This window comes from Rhizobium sp. 007 (assembly GCF_015353075.1).
GTDB lineage: Bacteria > Pseudomonadota > Alphaproteobacteria > Rhizobiales > Rhizobiaceae > Rhizobium.
Genome location: NZ_CP064189.1, coordinates 31,207 through 44,573 on the forward strand (window position 1 = coordinate 31,207; position 13,367 = coordinate 44,573).

General features: G+C 56.5%; 11 protein-coding genes and 5 pseudogenes. 11 read left to right on the forward strand and 5 right to left on the reverse strand.

Features of this window, described 5'->3' with window-relative positions; all coding sequences use genetic code 11:
* The first annotated feature begins 4 nt into the window (after positions 1 to 4).
* The 4 genes and pseudogenes from ISN39_RS31950 to ISN39_RS31965 all read left to right on the forward strand — a co-directional run.
* Positions 5 to 961, forward strand: a complete 957-nt coding sequence (locus ISN39_RS31950; protein WP_246763529.1) for a tyrosine-type recombinase/integrase — start codon at positions 5 to 7, stop codon at positions 959 to 961.
* Positions 954 to 1,961 (forward strand): tyrosine-type recombinase/integrase, encoded by a 1,008-nt coding sequence (locus tag ISN39_RS31955; protein ID WP_194732024.1) that lies wholly within the window; start codon positions 954 to 956, stop codon positions 1,959 to 1,961. Before ISN39_RS31950 ends, ISN39_RS31955 begins: the two co-directional genes overlap by 8 nt.
* A 110-nt stretch (positions 1,962 to 2,071) precedes the next feature.
* A pseudogene (locus ISN39_RS31960) lies at positions 2,072 to 2,305 on the forward strand (transposase domain-containing protein); the annotation flags it as partial.
* Positions 2,295 to 2,721 (forward strand): annotated as a pseudogene (locus tag ISN39_RS31965) (UPF0149 family protein); the annotation flags it as partial. The pseudogenes ISN39_RS31960 and ISN39_RS31965, both read left to right, overlap by 11 nt.
* 70 nt (positions 2,722 to 2,791) lie before the next feature.
* Here ISN39_RS31965 and ISN39_RS31970 read toward each other — a convergent pair.
* Positions 2,792 to 3,991, reverse strand: coding sequence for an IS256 family transposase (locus tag ISN39_RS31970; RefSeq protein WP_194732025.1), 1,200 nt, complete (start codon positions 3,989 to 3,991; stop codon positions 2,792 to 2,794).
* 153 nt (positions 3,992 to 4,144) lie between these two features.
* On the opposite strand from ISN39_RS31970, the pseudogene ISN39_RS31975 reads away from it, so the two are divergent.
* A pseudogene (locus ISN39_RS31975) lies at positions 4,145 to 4,300 on the forward strand (YecA family protein); the annotation flags it as partial.
* A gap of 61 nt (positions 4,301 to 4,361) precedes the next feature.
* Here the strand turns inward: ISN39_RS31975 and ISN39_RS31980 are convergent.
* The 4 genes and pseudogenes from ISN39_RS31980 to ISN39_RS32000 form a co-directional block, all read right to left on the reverse strand.
* Positions 4,362 to 4,613, reverse strand: a pseudogene (locus tag ISN39_RS31980) (helix-turn-helix domain-containing protein); the annotation flags it as partial.
* Positions 4,614 to 5,403: 790 nt separating this feature from the next.
* Positions 5,404 to 6,327 carry a 3-keto-5-aminohexanoate cleavage protein gene (locus ISN39_RS31990; protein WP_194732027.1) on the reverse strand — a complete coding sequence of 308 codons (924 nt, stop codon included), beginning with the start codon at positions 6,325 to 6,327 and terminating at the stop codon, positions 5,404 to 5,406.
* 43 nt (positions 6,328 to 6,370) lie between these two features.
* The gene (locus ISN39_RS31995) at positions 6,371 to 7,168 is read right to left on the reverse strand and encodes an FCD domain-containing protein (RefSeq protein WP_194732028.1); all 798 of its coding nucleotides are present in this window, start codon (positions 7,166 to 7,168) and stop codon (positions 6,371 to 6,373) included.
* A gap of 31 nt (positions 7,169 to 7,199) precedes the next feature.
* The gene (locus ISN39_RS32000) at positions 7,200 to 8,453 is read right to left on the reverse strand and encodes an aminotransferase class III-fold pyridoxal phosphate-dependent enzyme (protein ID WP_246763530.1); all 1,254 of its coding nucleotides are present in this window, start codon (positions 8,451 to 8,453) and stop codon (positions 7,200 to 7,202) included.
* A 125-nt stretch (positions 8,454 to 8,578) separates the two neighbouring features.
* Here ISN39_RS32000 and ISN39_RS32005 point away from each other — a divergent pair, with 125 nt between their 5' ends.
* From ISN39_RS32005 to ISN39_RS32030, 6 genes and pseudogenes are all read left to right on the forward strand, one after another.
* On the forward strand, positions 8,579 to 9,949 hold the full coding sequence (locus tag ISN39_RS32005) for an amidase family protein (RefSeq protein ID WP_246763531.1): 1,371 nt from the start codon (positions 8,579 to 8,581) through the stop codon (positions 9,947 to 9,949).
* A gap of 18 nt (positions 9,950 to 9,967) precedes the next feature.
* Positions 9,968 to 10,741, forward strand: coding sequence for a transporter substrate-binding domain-containing protein (locus ISN39_RS32010; RefSeq protein WP_194732029.1), 774 nt, complete (start codon positions 9,968 to 9,970; stop codon positions 10,739 to 10,741).
* A gap of 3 nt (positions 10,742 to 10,744) precedes the next feature.
* The gene (locus ISN39_RS32015) at positions 10,745 to 11,656 is read left to right on the forward strand and encodes an arginine deiminase family protein (RefSeq protein ID WP_194732030.1); all 912 of its coding nucleotides are present in this window, start codon (positions 10,745 to 10,747) and stop codon (positions 11,654 to 11,656) included.
* The gene (locus ISN39_RS32020) at positions 11,653 to 12,333 is read left to right on the forward strand and encodes an ABC transporter permease subunit (RefSeq protein WP_194732031.1); all 681 of its coding nucleotides are present in this window, start codon (positions 11,653 to 11,655) and stop codon (positions 12,331 to 12,333) included. The genes ISN39_RS32015 and ISN39_RS32020 overlap by 4 nt, the downstream gene beginning before the upstream one ends.
* Positions 12,318 to 12,992, forward strand: coding sequence for an ABC transporter permease subunit (locus ISN39_RS32025; RefSeq protein ID WP_194732032.1), 675 nt, complete (start codon positions 12,318 to 12,320; stop codon positions 12,990 to 12,992). The genes ISN39_RS32020 and ISN39_RS32025 overlap by 16 nt, the downstream gene beginning before the upstream one ends.
* A pseudogene (locus tag ISN39_RS32030) lies at positions 12,979 to 13,359 on the forward strand (Zn-dependent hydrolase); the annotation flags it as partial. The gene ISN39_RS32025 and the pseudogene ISN39_RS32030, both read left to right, overlap by 14 nt.
* Positions 13,360 to 13,367 lie beyond the last annotated feature (8 nt).

A 13,367-nucleotide genomic window follows, 5' to 3' on the forward strand; every position in this document is an offset into this window, starting at 1 on the left:
TAGCATGACCAGGTCGCTCACGATGCAGGAGCGGGTCGACACCTATCTCGCCGAGCGACGCTGCCTTGGGTTTGAACTCAGTGCTCCTGGCGCACAGCTCCGCTCATTTGCCCGCTTCGCCCATCTCTCGGGCCATGTCGGCCCGCTCACAACAGAGATCGTGCTCGCCTGGGTTAAAGGGGAAGCACGGAACGCGACGCCGGCTTCCTGGGCGCGCCGGCTGAACGTGCTGCGACCCTTTGCCAGGCATGAGATGCGCCTCGATCCGGCGACCAAGTTCCCCCAGACTGCCATATTTGGCAGGGCCGATCAGCGCCTGACGCCGCATATCTATACCGGTGATGAGATTACCGCGCTGCTGGATGCGGCGCGGAGGTTGCAGCCGTCAGGCTCCATACGACCGATAACCTATGAGACAGTGCTGGGGCTGATCGCGGCCACGGGATTGCGAGTTTCCGAGGCACTCAAGCTCCGATGTGGCGACGTCAACATTACCGGTCGATGTCTGACCGTACGCATGACGAAGTTCACCAAGTCGCGGCACGTGCCGTTCCATGCCAGCGTCGCCGCCGCACTCGATCGCTACCTTGCTGTCCGCGTCCGCTATGCTCCGTCTGCGCCCGATGCTCCCTTCTTTGTCGGCGCCTCGGGGCGAACTCCATCCAAGCGGCAAGTCCATTGGACGTTCCAGCAGTTGCGCCGCGACGTCGGCATCGTTGCTCGCGGCGCCTACGACGAGGTTCGCATTCATGATCTCCGGCACACGTTCATCTGTCGGCGTGTGCAGCGATGGCAGGTCGAAGGCGCCGATATCGACAACGCCATCGCCGCGCTAGCGACCTATGTCGGTCATGCCAAGGTCTCCGATACCTATTGGTACCTTACCGGCATTCCCGACCTGATGGCCGTAGCCTGCAGTCGCTTCGAAGCACTCGCAGTGGAGGACTGCTGTCATGGGTGACCGATCAGCACCATCATTTGCCGCGCTGGTTCAGCGCTTCTTTGTCGTGCATCTGGGGCAGCATCGGGCCGTCAGTCCGCAGACTATCGCTGCCTATCGCGATACGTTCCGGTTGCTCCTGGCATTCGCAGAGACTTCAATCGGGAAGACGCCAAGTGCAGTCACACTCACCGACCTAAACGCACAACTGTTGCTCGATTTCCTCGATCATCTGGAGAAAGCTCGTGGCAACAGCGCTCGGAGCCGGAATGCGCGGCTTGCCGCGCTGCGAACATTCCTCAAATACGCAGGGCATCATGATCTTGAGGCTCTCGGGACCATAGAGCAGGCACTCGCCATTCCGATGAAGAGGACAGATCGTCCTCTCATCGGGTTCCTGACACGGTCGGAGATCCAGGCCATTCTAAACGCCCCTGATGATACGACATGGGCCGGGCAGCGCGACCGAGTGCTGTTCAGTCTCATGTACAACACCGGCGCACGCGTCTCCGAGATCATCGGCGTGCGTTGCTGCGATGTCGTTCTTGATGGCCAAGCCGCCGTGCATCTGCATGGCAAGGGGCGTAAGGAACGATGCGTTCCGTTATGGCGCCCGACGGCGGCTCTTGTTCGGCGATGGCAGCGACTAGCCGGGGCGAATGCGCTGGATGGCTTCTTGCTACCCAATCGCGCAGGCGGCAAGATGACCCGCGCGAACGTCACGCAACGGCTCGATCTCGCTGTCGATGCAGCAACTCGACATCTCCCCTCCCTCGCGGGCCGCTCCATATCACCTCATGTGATCAGGCACTCGACAGCAATGCATCTGCTTCAGTCCGGTGTCGATATCACCGTCATCGCGCTTTGGTTGGGGCATGAAGATACCGCGACCACGCACATGTACGTGGAGGCCGATCTTTCCATGAAGGAGCTGGCACTTGCGAAGTTGCAGCCTCAGGAGGCTAAGATTGGGCGCTACAGACCGCCCGACCAATTGATCCGCTTCCTCGAAGCCCTCTGATTATGTCAAGCTCTCTGAGGCGGAAACGGCCGTGACCGGGCATCCGCCTCAACCAACTTCGCATAATCCGGCTCTTCACATAATTCCTCTTATGCAAATCTATGCATAATCGGAAGAATTCGTTGTTCGTGGGCAGTGCCCGCGGTGGCGAGACCTTCGCGGTCCTTTCGTCGCTCGTCAACACGGCCAAACTGAATGGCGTGGATCCCGAGGCCTGGCTTGCCGATGTGCTCGAGCGCATCGTCTCGGGTAAGGTGGCCGCGAACCGGATGGACACACTCTTTCCCTGGGTCTGGAAGGCTGAGCGCGCGGGAGTGGAGAAGAACAGGCAGATTGCAGCATGACGGATCACAGCCAAGATACACAGCCCGACCGAAGCTGGATGATGAGGCGTTCGAAGCCTTTCTGAGGAAACGCCGTCCGGTGCCTCCGGTATGGACCATGAGCGGGCTGGATGGCTATCTGACCGCCCTCATCATCGGGCCGAAGTTCATTGACCCGCGCCAGTGGATCCCGCTGCTCACCGGCCCAGATGCCTTGAACGCGCCGATGGAAACCACCGAACACCAGGCCGTGCAGACCATCGTTGCGGAGTATAACCGGATATCGGCGAGCCTCGCCGAAACACCGGAGGGCCACCGGCCCAGGTTCAGCAAAGTCGATGCTCAAACCTATGACAGTATGGATTGGAGCATCAGTTTCCTGATAGGCACCGACTTCGCGGCGAAGCAGTGGCGCCCCCGTCATTCGCGGTCATGCCGGATCGTGTCCCGTGAAGTGGTGTAGGTGGCGGCTTTGGTCACCGCGTTCTCCGGCATGGGCCGGGATGATCAGCGTGCCACGGCCGGCAGGCTGATGAGCGGATCATCGCTCATCTGGCTGATGGTTTCCAGTGTCATATATCGGGCGCGCTGCACCGCCCATTCATCGTTCTGCTCGAGCAGGAGCGCGCCGACGAGGCGAATGATGGCGTCGTCGTTTGGGAAGATGCCGACGACCTCGGTCCTGCGCTTGATTTCGCCGTTGAGGCGCTCGATCGGATTGGTGCTGTGCAGCTTGGCGCGATGCTCCTTCGGAAAGGTCATGTAGGCGAGAACGTCTTCTTCGGCATCATCCATGATGGCGGCGAGCTTGGGGACCTTCGGCCGGATCTGGTCGGCGACGGCGCGCCATTGGGCGCTCGCGGCTTCCGGCGTCTCCTGGGCGAAGGCGGTGGCGATGAAGGCGGAGACGACACGCCGGCCGCTCTTGCCGGCGTGGGCGAGAACGTTGCGCATGAAGTGGACCCGGCAGCGCTGCCAGGTCGCGTTGAGCACCTTGGTGACGGCGGCCTTCAGGCCTTCGTGGGCGTCGGAGACGACCAGCTTGACGCCTCTGAGGCCACGGCGGGTCAGCTTGCGTAGGAACTCGGTCCAGATCGGCTCGGCCTCGGAGGTGCCGACCTCCATGCCCAGCACCTCGCGGCGACCGTCGCTGTTGACGCCGACGGCGATGATGACGGCGACGGAGACGATGCGGCCGCCGCGGCGGACCTTCAGGTAGGTGGCATCGATCCACAGATACGGCCAGTCGCCCTCGATCGGCCGCTCGAGGAAGGCCTTGACCTTGCCGTCGATCTCCTCGCACAGCCGGCTGACCTGGCTCTTCGAAATACCGCTCATGCCCATCGCTTTAATCAGGTCGTCGACCGAGCGGGTCGAGATGCCCTGCACGTAGGCCTCCTGAATGACCGCGGTCAGCGCCTTCTCGGCCATGCGCCGCGGCTCCAGGAAGCCCGGAAAGTAGGAGCCCTTCCTGAGCTTCGGAATGCGCAGCTCGACCGTGCCGGCCCGCGTCTCCCAGTCCCGCTCGCGGTAGCCGTTGCGCTGGGCCGTCCGCAGCGGGTTCTTCTCGCCATAGCCGGCACCGGTGGCAGCGCCCACCTCCAGCTCCATCAGCCGCTCGGCGGCAAAGCCGATCATCTCGCGCAAAAGATCGGCGTCGGGGGACTTCTCCACGAGCGCACGCAGGTTCATCATGTCGTCGGTCATCGGTGGTTCCTTCGAATCAGGTTGGTGTCAGCAACCCGACCCTTACCGGAGAACATCGATGACCACCGCTCCGCCGCCCGCTCACTACGGCGCTGTTGAGGGCGCGCTCGCGAGCGGCTTCGCTACCGCCGAGCTACACCACCTGGGGGGACACGACCTCATGCCGTGACCGGCGATATCATTGCGCCGATCCGCCAACTCAGCGAGGCCACCGGGCCGGCCACCCAGTCGGATGCCGCCGCGGTCGCTGAAGCACTCGTCAAGATCCGGAGCTACTTCATGCCGCGGCGCGCAAAGCAGAAGTTTTAAACGACCGCGTTACAAAGCCCGGTTGTCAACATCTGTGACCGTGGGATGTTCGTCGCGCTCACATTTCATCGAGCGTCACGTCCTTGCGATCATCGATCATTTCGATGACGAACGCCTCGTGTGCATCCAAGCTCGAGGATCTGCGCCAACCTTGTGGCCGTGCCGTCTGCTCGCCATTTCTGGCTCTCGCAATCCAGCGGATTGCTGTCGAAACTCCAATCCCAAACCGGGCGGCAGCCTGACGCCCGGAAACGCCTTTTGCCGACGCTTTCAACACCCGCAATCGAAGATCATCACTCAGTGCTCGTGCCATCATCCACCTCGCTAAAGTGGATGTTGAATCAGCTTCGGCCCGCATCGTCACCTCACAATCGATTCATCGATCGCAGGATCTGCTCTAGTAAGCCAATGCCGATCTCACCGACTACATGGCTACCAACGCTCACAGCGGCAGAATACACTCTCTGTACAAGAGCTCGCAAGACTTCTGTCCTCCTTGGAAAAGCCGAAAAAACATACCTTGAGAAGACGCGCAGACACAAGTCAGGCAAAGAGCGCGGGAAAATCATTGCTTCACTTTCCCGCGCACATCACTGCGTGCGCACGATCGACGTGGCTGATTATCCATCATCCACGTATGCTCCCTGCCTTCCTATCCCGTAGCAGGTATGATCATACACGTGGCCGTCGCTACGGCGCAATTGCGAGCTTGAGCACCATCTATGTCCATTTGTCTCAGGTCTGCCGTGGCAACCAATATGCGATTACCTGGATGAATTACGCGAGCGGTTGCGACTACTGTCCCGCCACTGACCGACACCGGCCGCAAGAAATTCACTTTTAGCTCAATTGTGGTGGACACCTTATCGCTGGGAACGCAAGTGTCGCAAGCCCAGGCGAGGGCGGTGTCGAGGAGGGTTGCTATTGCTCCTCCCGCAACCAATCCAATCGGATTCCTAAGGCCATCATGGGGCCTAAGTTGCAACGAAACTTCGCCTTCTTTGGCTTCAACGACCGAAATATCCAGTAGTTTGTAAATCGGCGGAGCAGCGCCAACGCCATTCCGAATCGCGTTTAGTCTCTCGATAGCTGACGGCATGTTTCTAGCTCCGCGTGGTGATCCCCAACAGTTCACGCGCTTCAGAGGGTGTTGCAACCTCCACCCCGAGTTCCGAAAGGATCCTTCGCATTTTGGTCACTTGGGAGGCATTATCGGGCGCGAGACGTCCCTTCTCGAGCCAGAGATTATCCTCTAGGCCCACCCGGACATGCCCGCCCATCAGTGCTGCCATTGTTCCCAATCGCATCTGACTTCGGCCCGCCGCGAGTACGGACCACTGGTAATTGCTTCCGAAAAGTCGATCTGCAGTTGCTCGCATTTGCTGGAGGGATTCGTGGTCGCTGCCTATACCACCAAGAATTCCCACGACAGATTGGATGAATAGAGGAAGTTTTACCAAGGATCGCTCAAGAAAGTATGCCAACGTATAGAGGTGACCTAAATCGTAGCACTCAAACTCAAATCGTGTTCCCAATTCACTCATTTCAGAGATAATCTTCTCGATATCCTCGAAAGTGTTTCGGAACATGCCACTTCGCGACGACTCCAAGAAGGGTCTCTCCCACTGGTGGATCCACGTGCGTTCCTTCTGTGCCAATGGAAATATGCCAAAATTCATCGTGCCCATATTAAGTGAGCACATCTCGGGCCTCAATTCGCGCGGGGCTTGCAAGCGCTCACCAAGACTCATAGACGCACTTCCACCGGTGGTGATGGCAATAATCGCATCCGTCGCGTCTCTGATGCGAGGAACGAATTGCCGAAAGACGCTCGGATCGGGTGTGGGTTGCCCAGTTTCTGGGTCACGGGCGTGCAGGTGCAACATAGCAGCGCCGGCGTTTGCGGCGTCGATAGCCTGAACCGCGATCTGCTCCGGCGAAAGCGGTAGGTGAGGCGACATGGAGGGGGTGTGTATTGACCCAGTGATCGCGCAGGTGATGATTACCTTGGAATTGATGTCGGCCATGGAAGTTCCCACAATTTGCATTTGAGCGGGCGTATCGCTCGGTTTATTCACCACCCGGCGCTTGTGTAAACGCTCGAGAGCTTTGATCTTTCACGAGCCTTAGGAGCTCTGTCTCCGTGTCGACGATGTGCTTTCTGATCAGATTTTCTACATCGGCCTTAGAGCCGGAGATGAATGCGCCTAGGATTTCTTTATGATCCCTGATGATGCGCTTCGCAGCATCGTCCGTTTCTACCGTAAGTAAGGAATCGACCATGTCCTCCATAGCTCGAACGAGATGGAGGGCGCTCAATCGCAAAATGGGGTTGGGGCAGAACTGGGCTATGATGGAATGAAAATTGATCTCAGCCATTTTATGCATTCTTGGGCTGATTTCGCCTCTGACGCCGCGATTACATTCATCGATGGTTTCCTGCATCTGCTTGATACCATCATCGTCCATCGCGTCGAAGGATAAACCTGCTACGGCCGGCTCTATCACGAGCCTCGCTTGATAGAGATCGGACCACGTTGCGCTTTCAAAGTAGAAGTAGGCAGCCATGCCATCGGTTATGGCATCAGTTGGAATTGCCGAGACCGATACCCCTCCGCTTCTGCCCGGTGAAATCGAGACAAGCCCTTGCGCTTCAAGGATCGCGAGACCCTCTCTAACTGTGGCCCGGGCCATGCCAAACTGTTCAATGAGATGCTTCTCGCCGGGTAGGCGATCGCCGGGACTAAGGCCCTGTTTTATAATTTCCTTACGGATATGGTCTGCGATGTGCCACGCCTGACGGCGGCTTAGCCCCTTTTGTGGTTGACCTAATGTAACCTCAGGGTGATCGTATGGCTTTATCGACACGATAAGTAGGGCCTCCTAGCGGGTTTGTGGTTCATCGAAGGTATGAGCCAAAACGTTCAACAAAGACTTTTGAAACCCGAATTAGTCCGGATACTTCTTCCTTTGTCGTTTCAAGCGAGAGATACACAGAGCCTCTCCGAGCCGTATAGTAACCGCTCCTAAGAAGATGCAGATGGAACAGGTCGTGCACCTGCTTAGACGCGAAGTGTACGCATGACAGGGACCCGAACCCGCTCACGCTCATCTTCGATTGATCAGGCGAGATACCCGCAAACTCCCTTCTGAAAAAGTTTCCAAGTGCATTAATGCGCGCAATAGCCTCGGGTGTTAAAACTGATGCTGCTGCAAGGCCTGCCGCCATCGAGAGAATATTGTTATTGAATGTTCCAGCGTGGGGCACTGCATTTGGTCGGCGCATGTCCAGCCTATCGATAAGCTCTGCTTTCCCCCCGAAAGCGCCGAAGCTTAGGCCGCCACCAATGTATTTTCCCAGAGTGGTGATATCAGGATAAATACCGTGGACCGCTTGCATGCCACCGACATCGAGGCGGGAAGATACCACTTCATCGAAGATCAATATCACCCCATAATGGTCGCATCTCTCCTTTAGTTTCAAAAGAAAAGATCGGTCGGCAGGTATGGCCCCTCCCGCGGACATTACAGGTTCCACGATGCAGGCGCCTAGCCGATCGCCATGGAGTTCAAATACGGTCTCTAGCTCAGCTTCATCATTGAATGGCGCTATTACTTCATTGAAGCTGATGTTGAGCGGCATTCGCCCTTCAGGGAACCATATAAATCCTCCGTGATAACCTCCTTTGAAAAACAATACTTTATCTCTGCTAGTAACGTGTAGCGCCAGTTGAATGGCGGCAATATTCGCTTCAGTGCCCGTGTTACAAAATCTAATCCGCTCCATCGCTGCGAAGCGCTTCGTCAAAGAGTTGGCGAGTTGTGCCTCGAACCGATTGGGGCCGCCCAAGCTGATACCGTCTTCCAGTGCTGCAAGGATAGCGCGCTTGATCGCGGCATTCGAATGACCAAATAGCCCGGCCGAATATTCATTCAGAAAATCCGTGTACTCGTGGCCGTCTGCATCCCAAATCTTCGACTTTTCACCCTTGACGATCGATAGCGGGAAGGGCGGATAATACAGCACGCTCCTCGTACTTCCGCCAGGAAATGCTGCGGCTTCGTCGTAGAGAGCAGCGCTCTTCGGGTTGGCGGCAGCAACCTCCGCTCTTTCGCGCTCCACCGCTTCGTTGAGCTCATCGACATCATTCACCGTAGTAGGCTCCAAGCATGGGTTGACTGCGTTTAAAAATGTGCTTACGAATATAATCATTATAACAATTATAACAGAATGCAAGGGGCCTTAGGGCCCGGTCCGATTTAGTGGAGCTCAAGTGAATGTCGTTCAAAGATTGGACTATCCCGCAACTGACGCGCGCGTATGAAACTGGCCAGTTATCGCCCGTCGAAGTTGCTGCGGATGCCTTTTCTAGAGCCGGAAAGGCTGCGGAATATAACGCCTTCGTTTACCTTGATCCGGAAACGGCATTTGCTCAGGCGAAAGAGTCCGAACAGCGTTGGGTTTCTGAAAAGCCGCTAAGCGACATTGATGGGATTCCAGCTACTATTAAAGATCTACATCACGTCTCTGGCTGGAGAACATTTGCGGGCTCCTCGACTTGTAGCTCCGATGAGAAGAATCCTGCGCGCCAGGACTCTCCTTTGGTGGCTCGCCTTCGAGAAGCCGGGTGTGTATTCCTTGGAAAAACGACGGTGCCGGAATTTGGTTGGAAGGGGGTTACAGATAGTCCGCTAACCGGGGTGACGAGAAATCCATGGGACAAGTCCAAGGTTTCGGGCGGAAGCAGCGGGGGAGCCGCGGTCGCGGCAGCGCTCGGAATCGGGCGGATACATACGGGATCGGACGGCGGCGGATCCATACGCATCCCTTCGGCTTTCTGCGGAGTCGTTGGGCTGAAGCCATCGTTCGGAGCCGTGCCGCAATTTCCGCTTGTCTCGACAATGTCCAGCCACGGCCCGATTACTGCGACCGTTCACGAGGCTGCCATTTCGCTCCGGCATGCCGGCAAGCATGATCCCCGGGATTGGCTCGCCACAAGTTCGAACGTATTCCAGTCGCCCACTGGCGGCGAGAAAACCCCTCTGAGAATTGGTGTATGTGCCTCAGGCCTTGGCCCTGAGCCAAGCGAGGAAGTTCTCCTGGCGGTCGAGGAGGCGGCAAGAATCATGGCCGGATCGACCGGGTCGATCACCCCCGTGAGCCTCCCGGTATCGTTCGACGAAGTCCGCCGGCTGTTCGAGATTTTCTGGGCCCGCGACAGCGCCATGGATTGGGACCGCACGCCGGCTGACAGGCGCCACCTCCTGGATCCGGGTTTGGCCGAGATGGCCCAATCGGGGCTGCGCCTTTCGGCCGTCGAAATGGCGAATGCCGATTATCAGCGTGCCGTCCTGGCCAGTTCGGTGAATGTCTTCCTCAACACCTTCGACGTCTTGTTGATGCCTGCAACGCCGTTCGCTGCCTTCGACGTAGGCCAGGACTTCCCGGCTAAAATGGGAATGTCGAGTTGGCTGGATTGGGCAGCGAACCTTTATCTTTTCAACCTCTCGCAATCTCCCGCGATGTCTTTCCCGATGAGGCGCTCGGAATTTGGACTGCCGATCGCGGTTCAGATCGTTGCGGGAAAGTACCGGGATGCGCTCATCCTGGAAGCTGCAATGCGTTTGGAACTGCAAAATTCACAATAGAAGAAAGGGAACAATGCTATGCGAAAGTACCTGTTTGCTCTCGTAGTGAGCGCAGCATCAATTATGTCGTACTCGACCGGCGGGGCCGCGGACGGCGAACTCCGCTTTGGACTGGATGGCGGTTACCCTCCGTTTGCATCCCCGAACACCGAGGGCCAACTGATTGGCTTCGACATCGATCTGGGAGAGGCGCTCTGCGCGGAAATGAAGCGCAAATGCGTTTGGGTGCGTCAGGAGTGGGATGCACTTATCCCGGGTTTGGAAGTGAACAAGTTTGATGCAATTCTCGCGAGCATGCTCATCACGCCTGAGCGCAAGCAAAAAGTTCTTTTCACAAAGCCCTACTACGCCGCAAAGGCGTTGTTCGTCGGTCCTGGCACAAATTCTGTTGAACAGATCACAGCCGCTGAACTCGATGGAAAGACCGTCGGTGTCGAAACCTCGACAGCGTACGGCAAGTATCTTGAATCTAAATTCGGCGATCGCGTTGAGATTCGTGAGTATCCGACGGTCACAGAAGCTTTCGCCGATCTGAAATCGCAGCGCATCGACTACGTCCTTAATGATGCAAACTCCAGCTACTTCGCAATCAAACGTGATGGTGAAGCTGGCGCCCTGCGCCTTATAGGCGAGCCGGTGGTCGACCCCATCCTAGGTGAAGGAGTAGGTATTGCCGTCGCAAAGGAAAATACAGAACTTCGTGACGAGCTGAACAAAGCTCTAGATAGAGTGATCTCGAGCGGAAAATACAAGACCATCAACAAAACATACTTCCCATACGACCTGAGGTAAGAAATGTCGCTACATGATTCACGAAACGTCACCGCGGAAACGTCTCTTGAAACGTACAAATGGGGGGTGAATTCTGAGTACGGCGTGTTGAAAGATGTATTGCTATGCTCGCCGAAGCATTACGGATGGGTTCCGATCAACTCGGTCGTCAAGGAAAAGATGACCGAAAACGTTCCGGACGTAGCGGCTGCGGTGACACAGCACGACGAAATTGTGTCTGCCTTCGGGGAGAGCGGTGTCAACGTGCACTTTCTTCAGCCTCAGCCACACCTGGTTTTTCAGAGCGACACGCGTGACAGTAGTCAGATGACCCCTTGGGGTGCCGCAATCCTCCAACTCAGGCACATTGAGCGGCGGGGCGAGTACGCATCGGTGATCGATTTCTATCGCTCAAAGGGCATTCCTATTCCCTTGATGTCGTCCAAAGGCACGATTGAAGGTGGCGATATTTCAGTCACGAAGCCTGGGTTGGTGATTGTGGGGTACAGCGGTGAACGAACAACGCGGGATGGCGCTGAGGAGTTCACTTCCCTATTCAAGGCAAATGGCTGGAGGGTGCATCTGCAGCCGTTCCCAGAGCATTTCCTTCATTTGGATGTTATTTTCAGCATGGCGGCGGAAAACTTGGCTTTGGTTTGCACTGAAGTCGTTCCTGATGCCTTCATCGATTTTCTCCGGGAGGAAAAAATCCGACTCATCCCGGTGACCTACAAGGAGGCGATGGATCTTGGATGCAACGTTGTTTCTCTGGGAAATGACCGGGTTATAACGTCGAGGCACAATCGCTCTGTGATCGACAAATTGCGGGCAGAGGGCCTCACGGTAGTGGATCCCTATTTCCCAGAATTTGCCAAAGGTGGTAGCGGGATTCATTGCCTAACGATGCCACTGAAGCGAGAGCCCGTCGCAGCATGAGCTTTCTCGGCGGTTACGGATATCTAATAGTCGAGGGCGTGGCCCTTACCGCCACGCTTTCGCTAGTCAGCGCGGTAATAGCCGCCACGGTCGGCTTGATTTACGCAACCCTGACTTATGAAGGAGGTCCCGGCGCAGTCGTACTCCGGAGCTTCTGCTTAGCAGTGATGGCCGTACCCGAATTCATCACGCTCCTCCTGCTTTACTTCGCCGGAACCCTCCTATTGCAGAAGATATTCGGCAGTGACTTCCAATTATCACCCTTTTGGGGCGGTGGCTTCGCGCTTGGCGTCGCCTACGCCACGTATTTCGGGGAGCTTATGCGCGGTGCTTTACGGGACGTGAACCGCGGTCTCGTTGAAGCTGCTGACGCTCTTGGCCTTCATCGCGGGCAATCATTCTTCCTAATAAGAGCGCCGCTCGCCGTGAAGGTTGCAGGACCGGGCGCATTAAATCTTTGGGTTTCGCTAGTTAAGGACACGTCTATCGTTTCGCTCATTGGCGTGGCTGAACTAATGCGGAATTCAACTGTAGCCGCGCGCGTGACCGGAGCCTCTTTCGAATTCTACGCTTTGGCCGGATGCATCTACTTGGCGATGACTTATTGCTCAAATCTGTTTTTGGGTCGCCGCCTTTCCTCTCGAGGGAGGGAGCCACACAGATGGATGTCGATCTAATTTTGTCCAGCCTGCCTGCGCTGACAAAAGGACTCGAGAATACTGTGCAGATTGTCGTTAGCGCTGCCTTGATAGGAGGCAGCTTAGCATTGGTGGCTTCCCTTTTAATGCTATCTCCCAAGTGGGAGGTGCGAGCGATTGTACAAGTGGGCACGGGGATCATACGGGGCACACCAATTCTGGTCCAATTGTTCTTCGTCTACTACGGTTTTGCTCAATTCTCATGGATTCGAAGCTCGCCTTTCTGGTGGATCCTCAGAGACCCCATCTCGTGTGCAACTGTAGTATTCGCCATTAACCACGCGGGCTACCTCACGCCGCTGTGGACCGGCGCGTTTGCAAATGTGAATCGGGGACAGTGGGAGGCAGCACGATCGCTTGGTCTTCAGAAGCGAACGGCAATTACCCGGGTTATTTTTCCCCAGGCAGTGCGCTTGATACTCCCAGCATATCTCAACGAGATCATCTTCTTGCTGAAAGGGAGCGCCCTACTGAGTGCAATAGCGGTTGCAGACTTGCTCGGGGTCGCACGAAGAATATCTTCATCAAATTTTGCACCCGTCGAAATGTTTTCGGTGGTGGCGCTGACGTATGCCGCCATAGTTATGGTTCTGATGGGGGCTGTTACCTATCTCAGGAGGTCGAATGCGCACGAGTAACCTCAGCAACGCGTTAGTTAATCCAGATCGTCTTTGGAATAGTCTAATGGAGATGGCTAAAGTTGGGCCTGGGATAGCTGGCGGCAATAATCGACAGGCACTCACAGATGAGGATGCGCAAGGCCGGACATTATTCGCGAAGTGGTGCGTTGAGGCTGGTATGTCGGTGGCTGTTGATGACATGGGAAACATGTTCGCACAGCGAGACGGTGAAGACGATGACGCCTTGCCATTGTATGTCGGCAGTCATCTGGACACTCAGCCTACCGGCGGGAAATATGACGGAGTTTTAGGCGTTCTCGCAGGGCTCGAAATAGTACGAACCCTCAATGATCTCAATGTTCGAACCCGAAGGCCGATCGTGGTGTCGCTTGC

What these genes read in the sequence shown, in the direction of transcription:
- ISN39_RS31950 (WP_246763529.1), top strand. Translation starts at nt 5, where the DNA reads ATGACCAGGTCGCTCACGATGCAGGAGCGGGTCGACACCTATCTCGCC.
- ISN39_RS31955 (WP_194732024.1), top strand. Translation starts at nt 954, where the DNA reads ATGGGTGACCGATCAGCACCATCATTTGCCGCGCTGGTTCAGCGCTTC.
- ISN39_RS31970 (WP_194732025.1), bottom strand. Translation starts at nt 3,991, where the DNA reads ATGACCGACGACATGATGAACCTGCGTGCGCTCGTGGAGAAGTCCCCC.
- ISN39_RS31990 (WP_194732027.1), bottom strand. Translation starts at nt 6,327, where the DNA reads ATGGCCGACATCAATTCCAAGGTAATCATCACCTGCGCGATCACTGGG.
- ISN39_RS32005 (WP_246763531.1), top strand. Translation starts at nt 8,579, where the DNA reads ATGTCGTTCAAAGATTGGACTATCCCGCAACTGACGCGCGCGTATGAA.
- ISN39_RS32010 (WP_194732029.1), top strand. Translation starts at nt 9,968, where the DNA reads ATGCGAAAGTACCTGTTTGCTCTCGTAGTGAGCGCAGCATCAATTATG.
- ISN39_RS32015 (WP_194732030.1), top strand. Translation starts at nt 10,745, where the DNA reads ATGTCGCTACATGATTCACGAAACGTCACCGCGGAAACGTCTCTTGAA.
- ISN39_RS32020 (WP_194732031.1), top strand. Translation starts at nt 11,653, where the DNA reads ATGAGCTTTCTCGGCGGTTACGGATATCTAATAGTCGAGGGCGTGGCC.
- ISN39_RS32025 (WP_194732032.1), top strand. Translation starts at nt 12,318, where the DNA reads ATGGATGTCGATCTAATTTTGTCCAGCCTGCCTGCGCTGACAAAAGGA.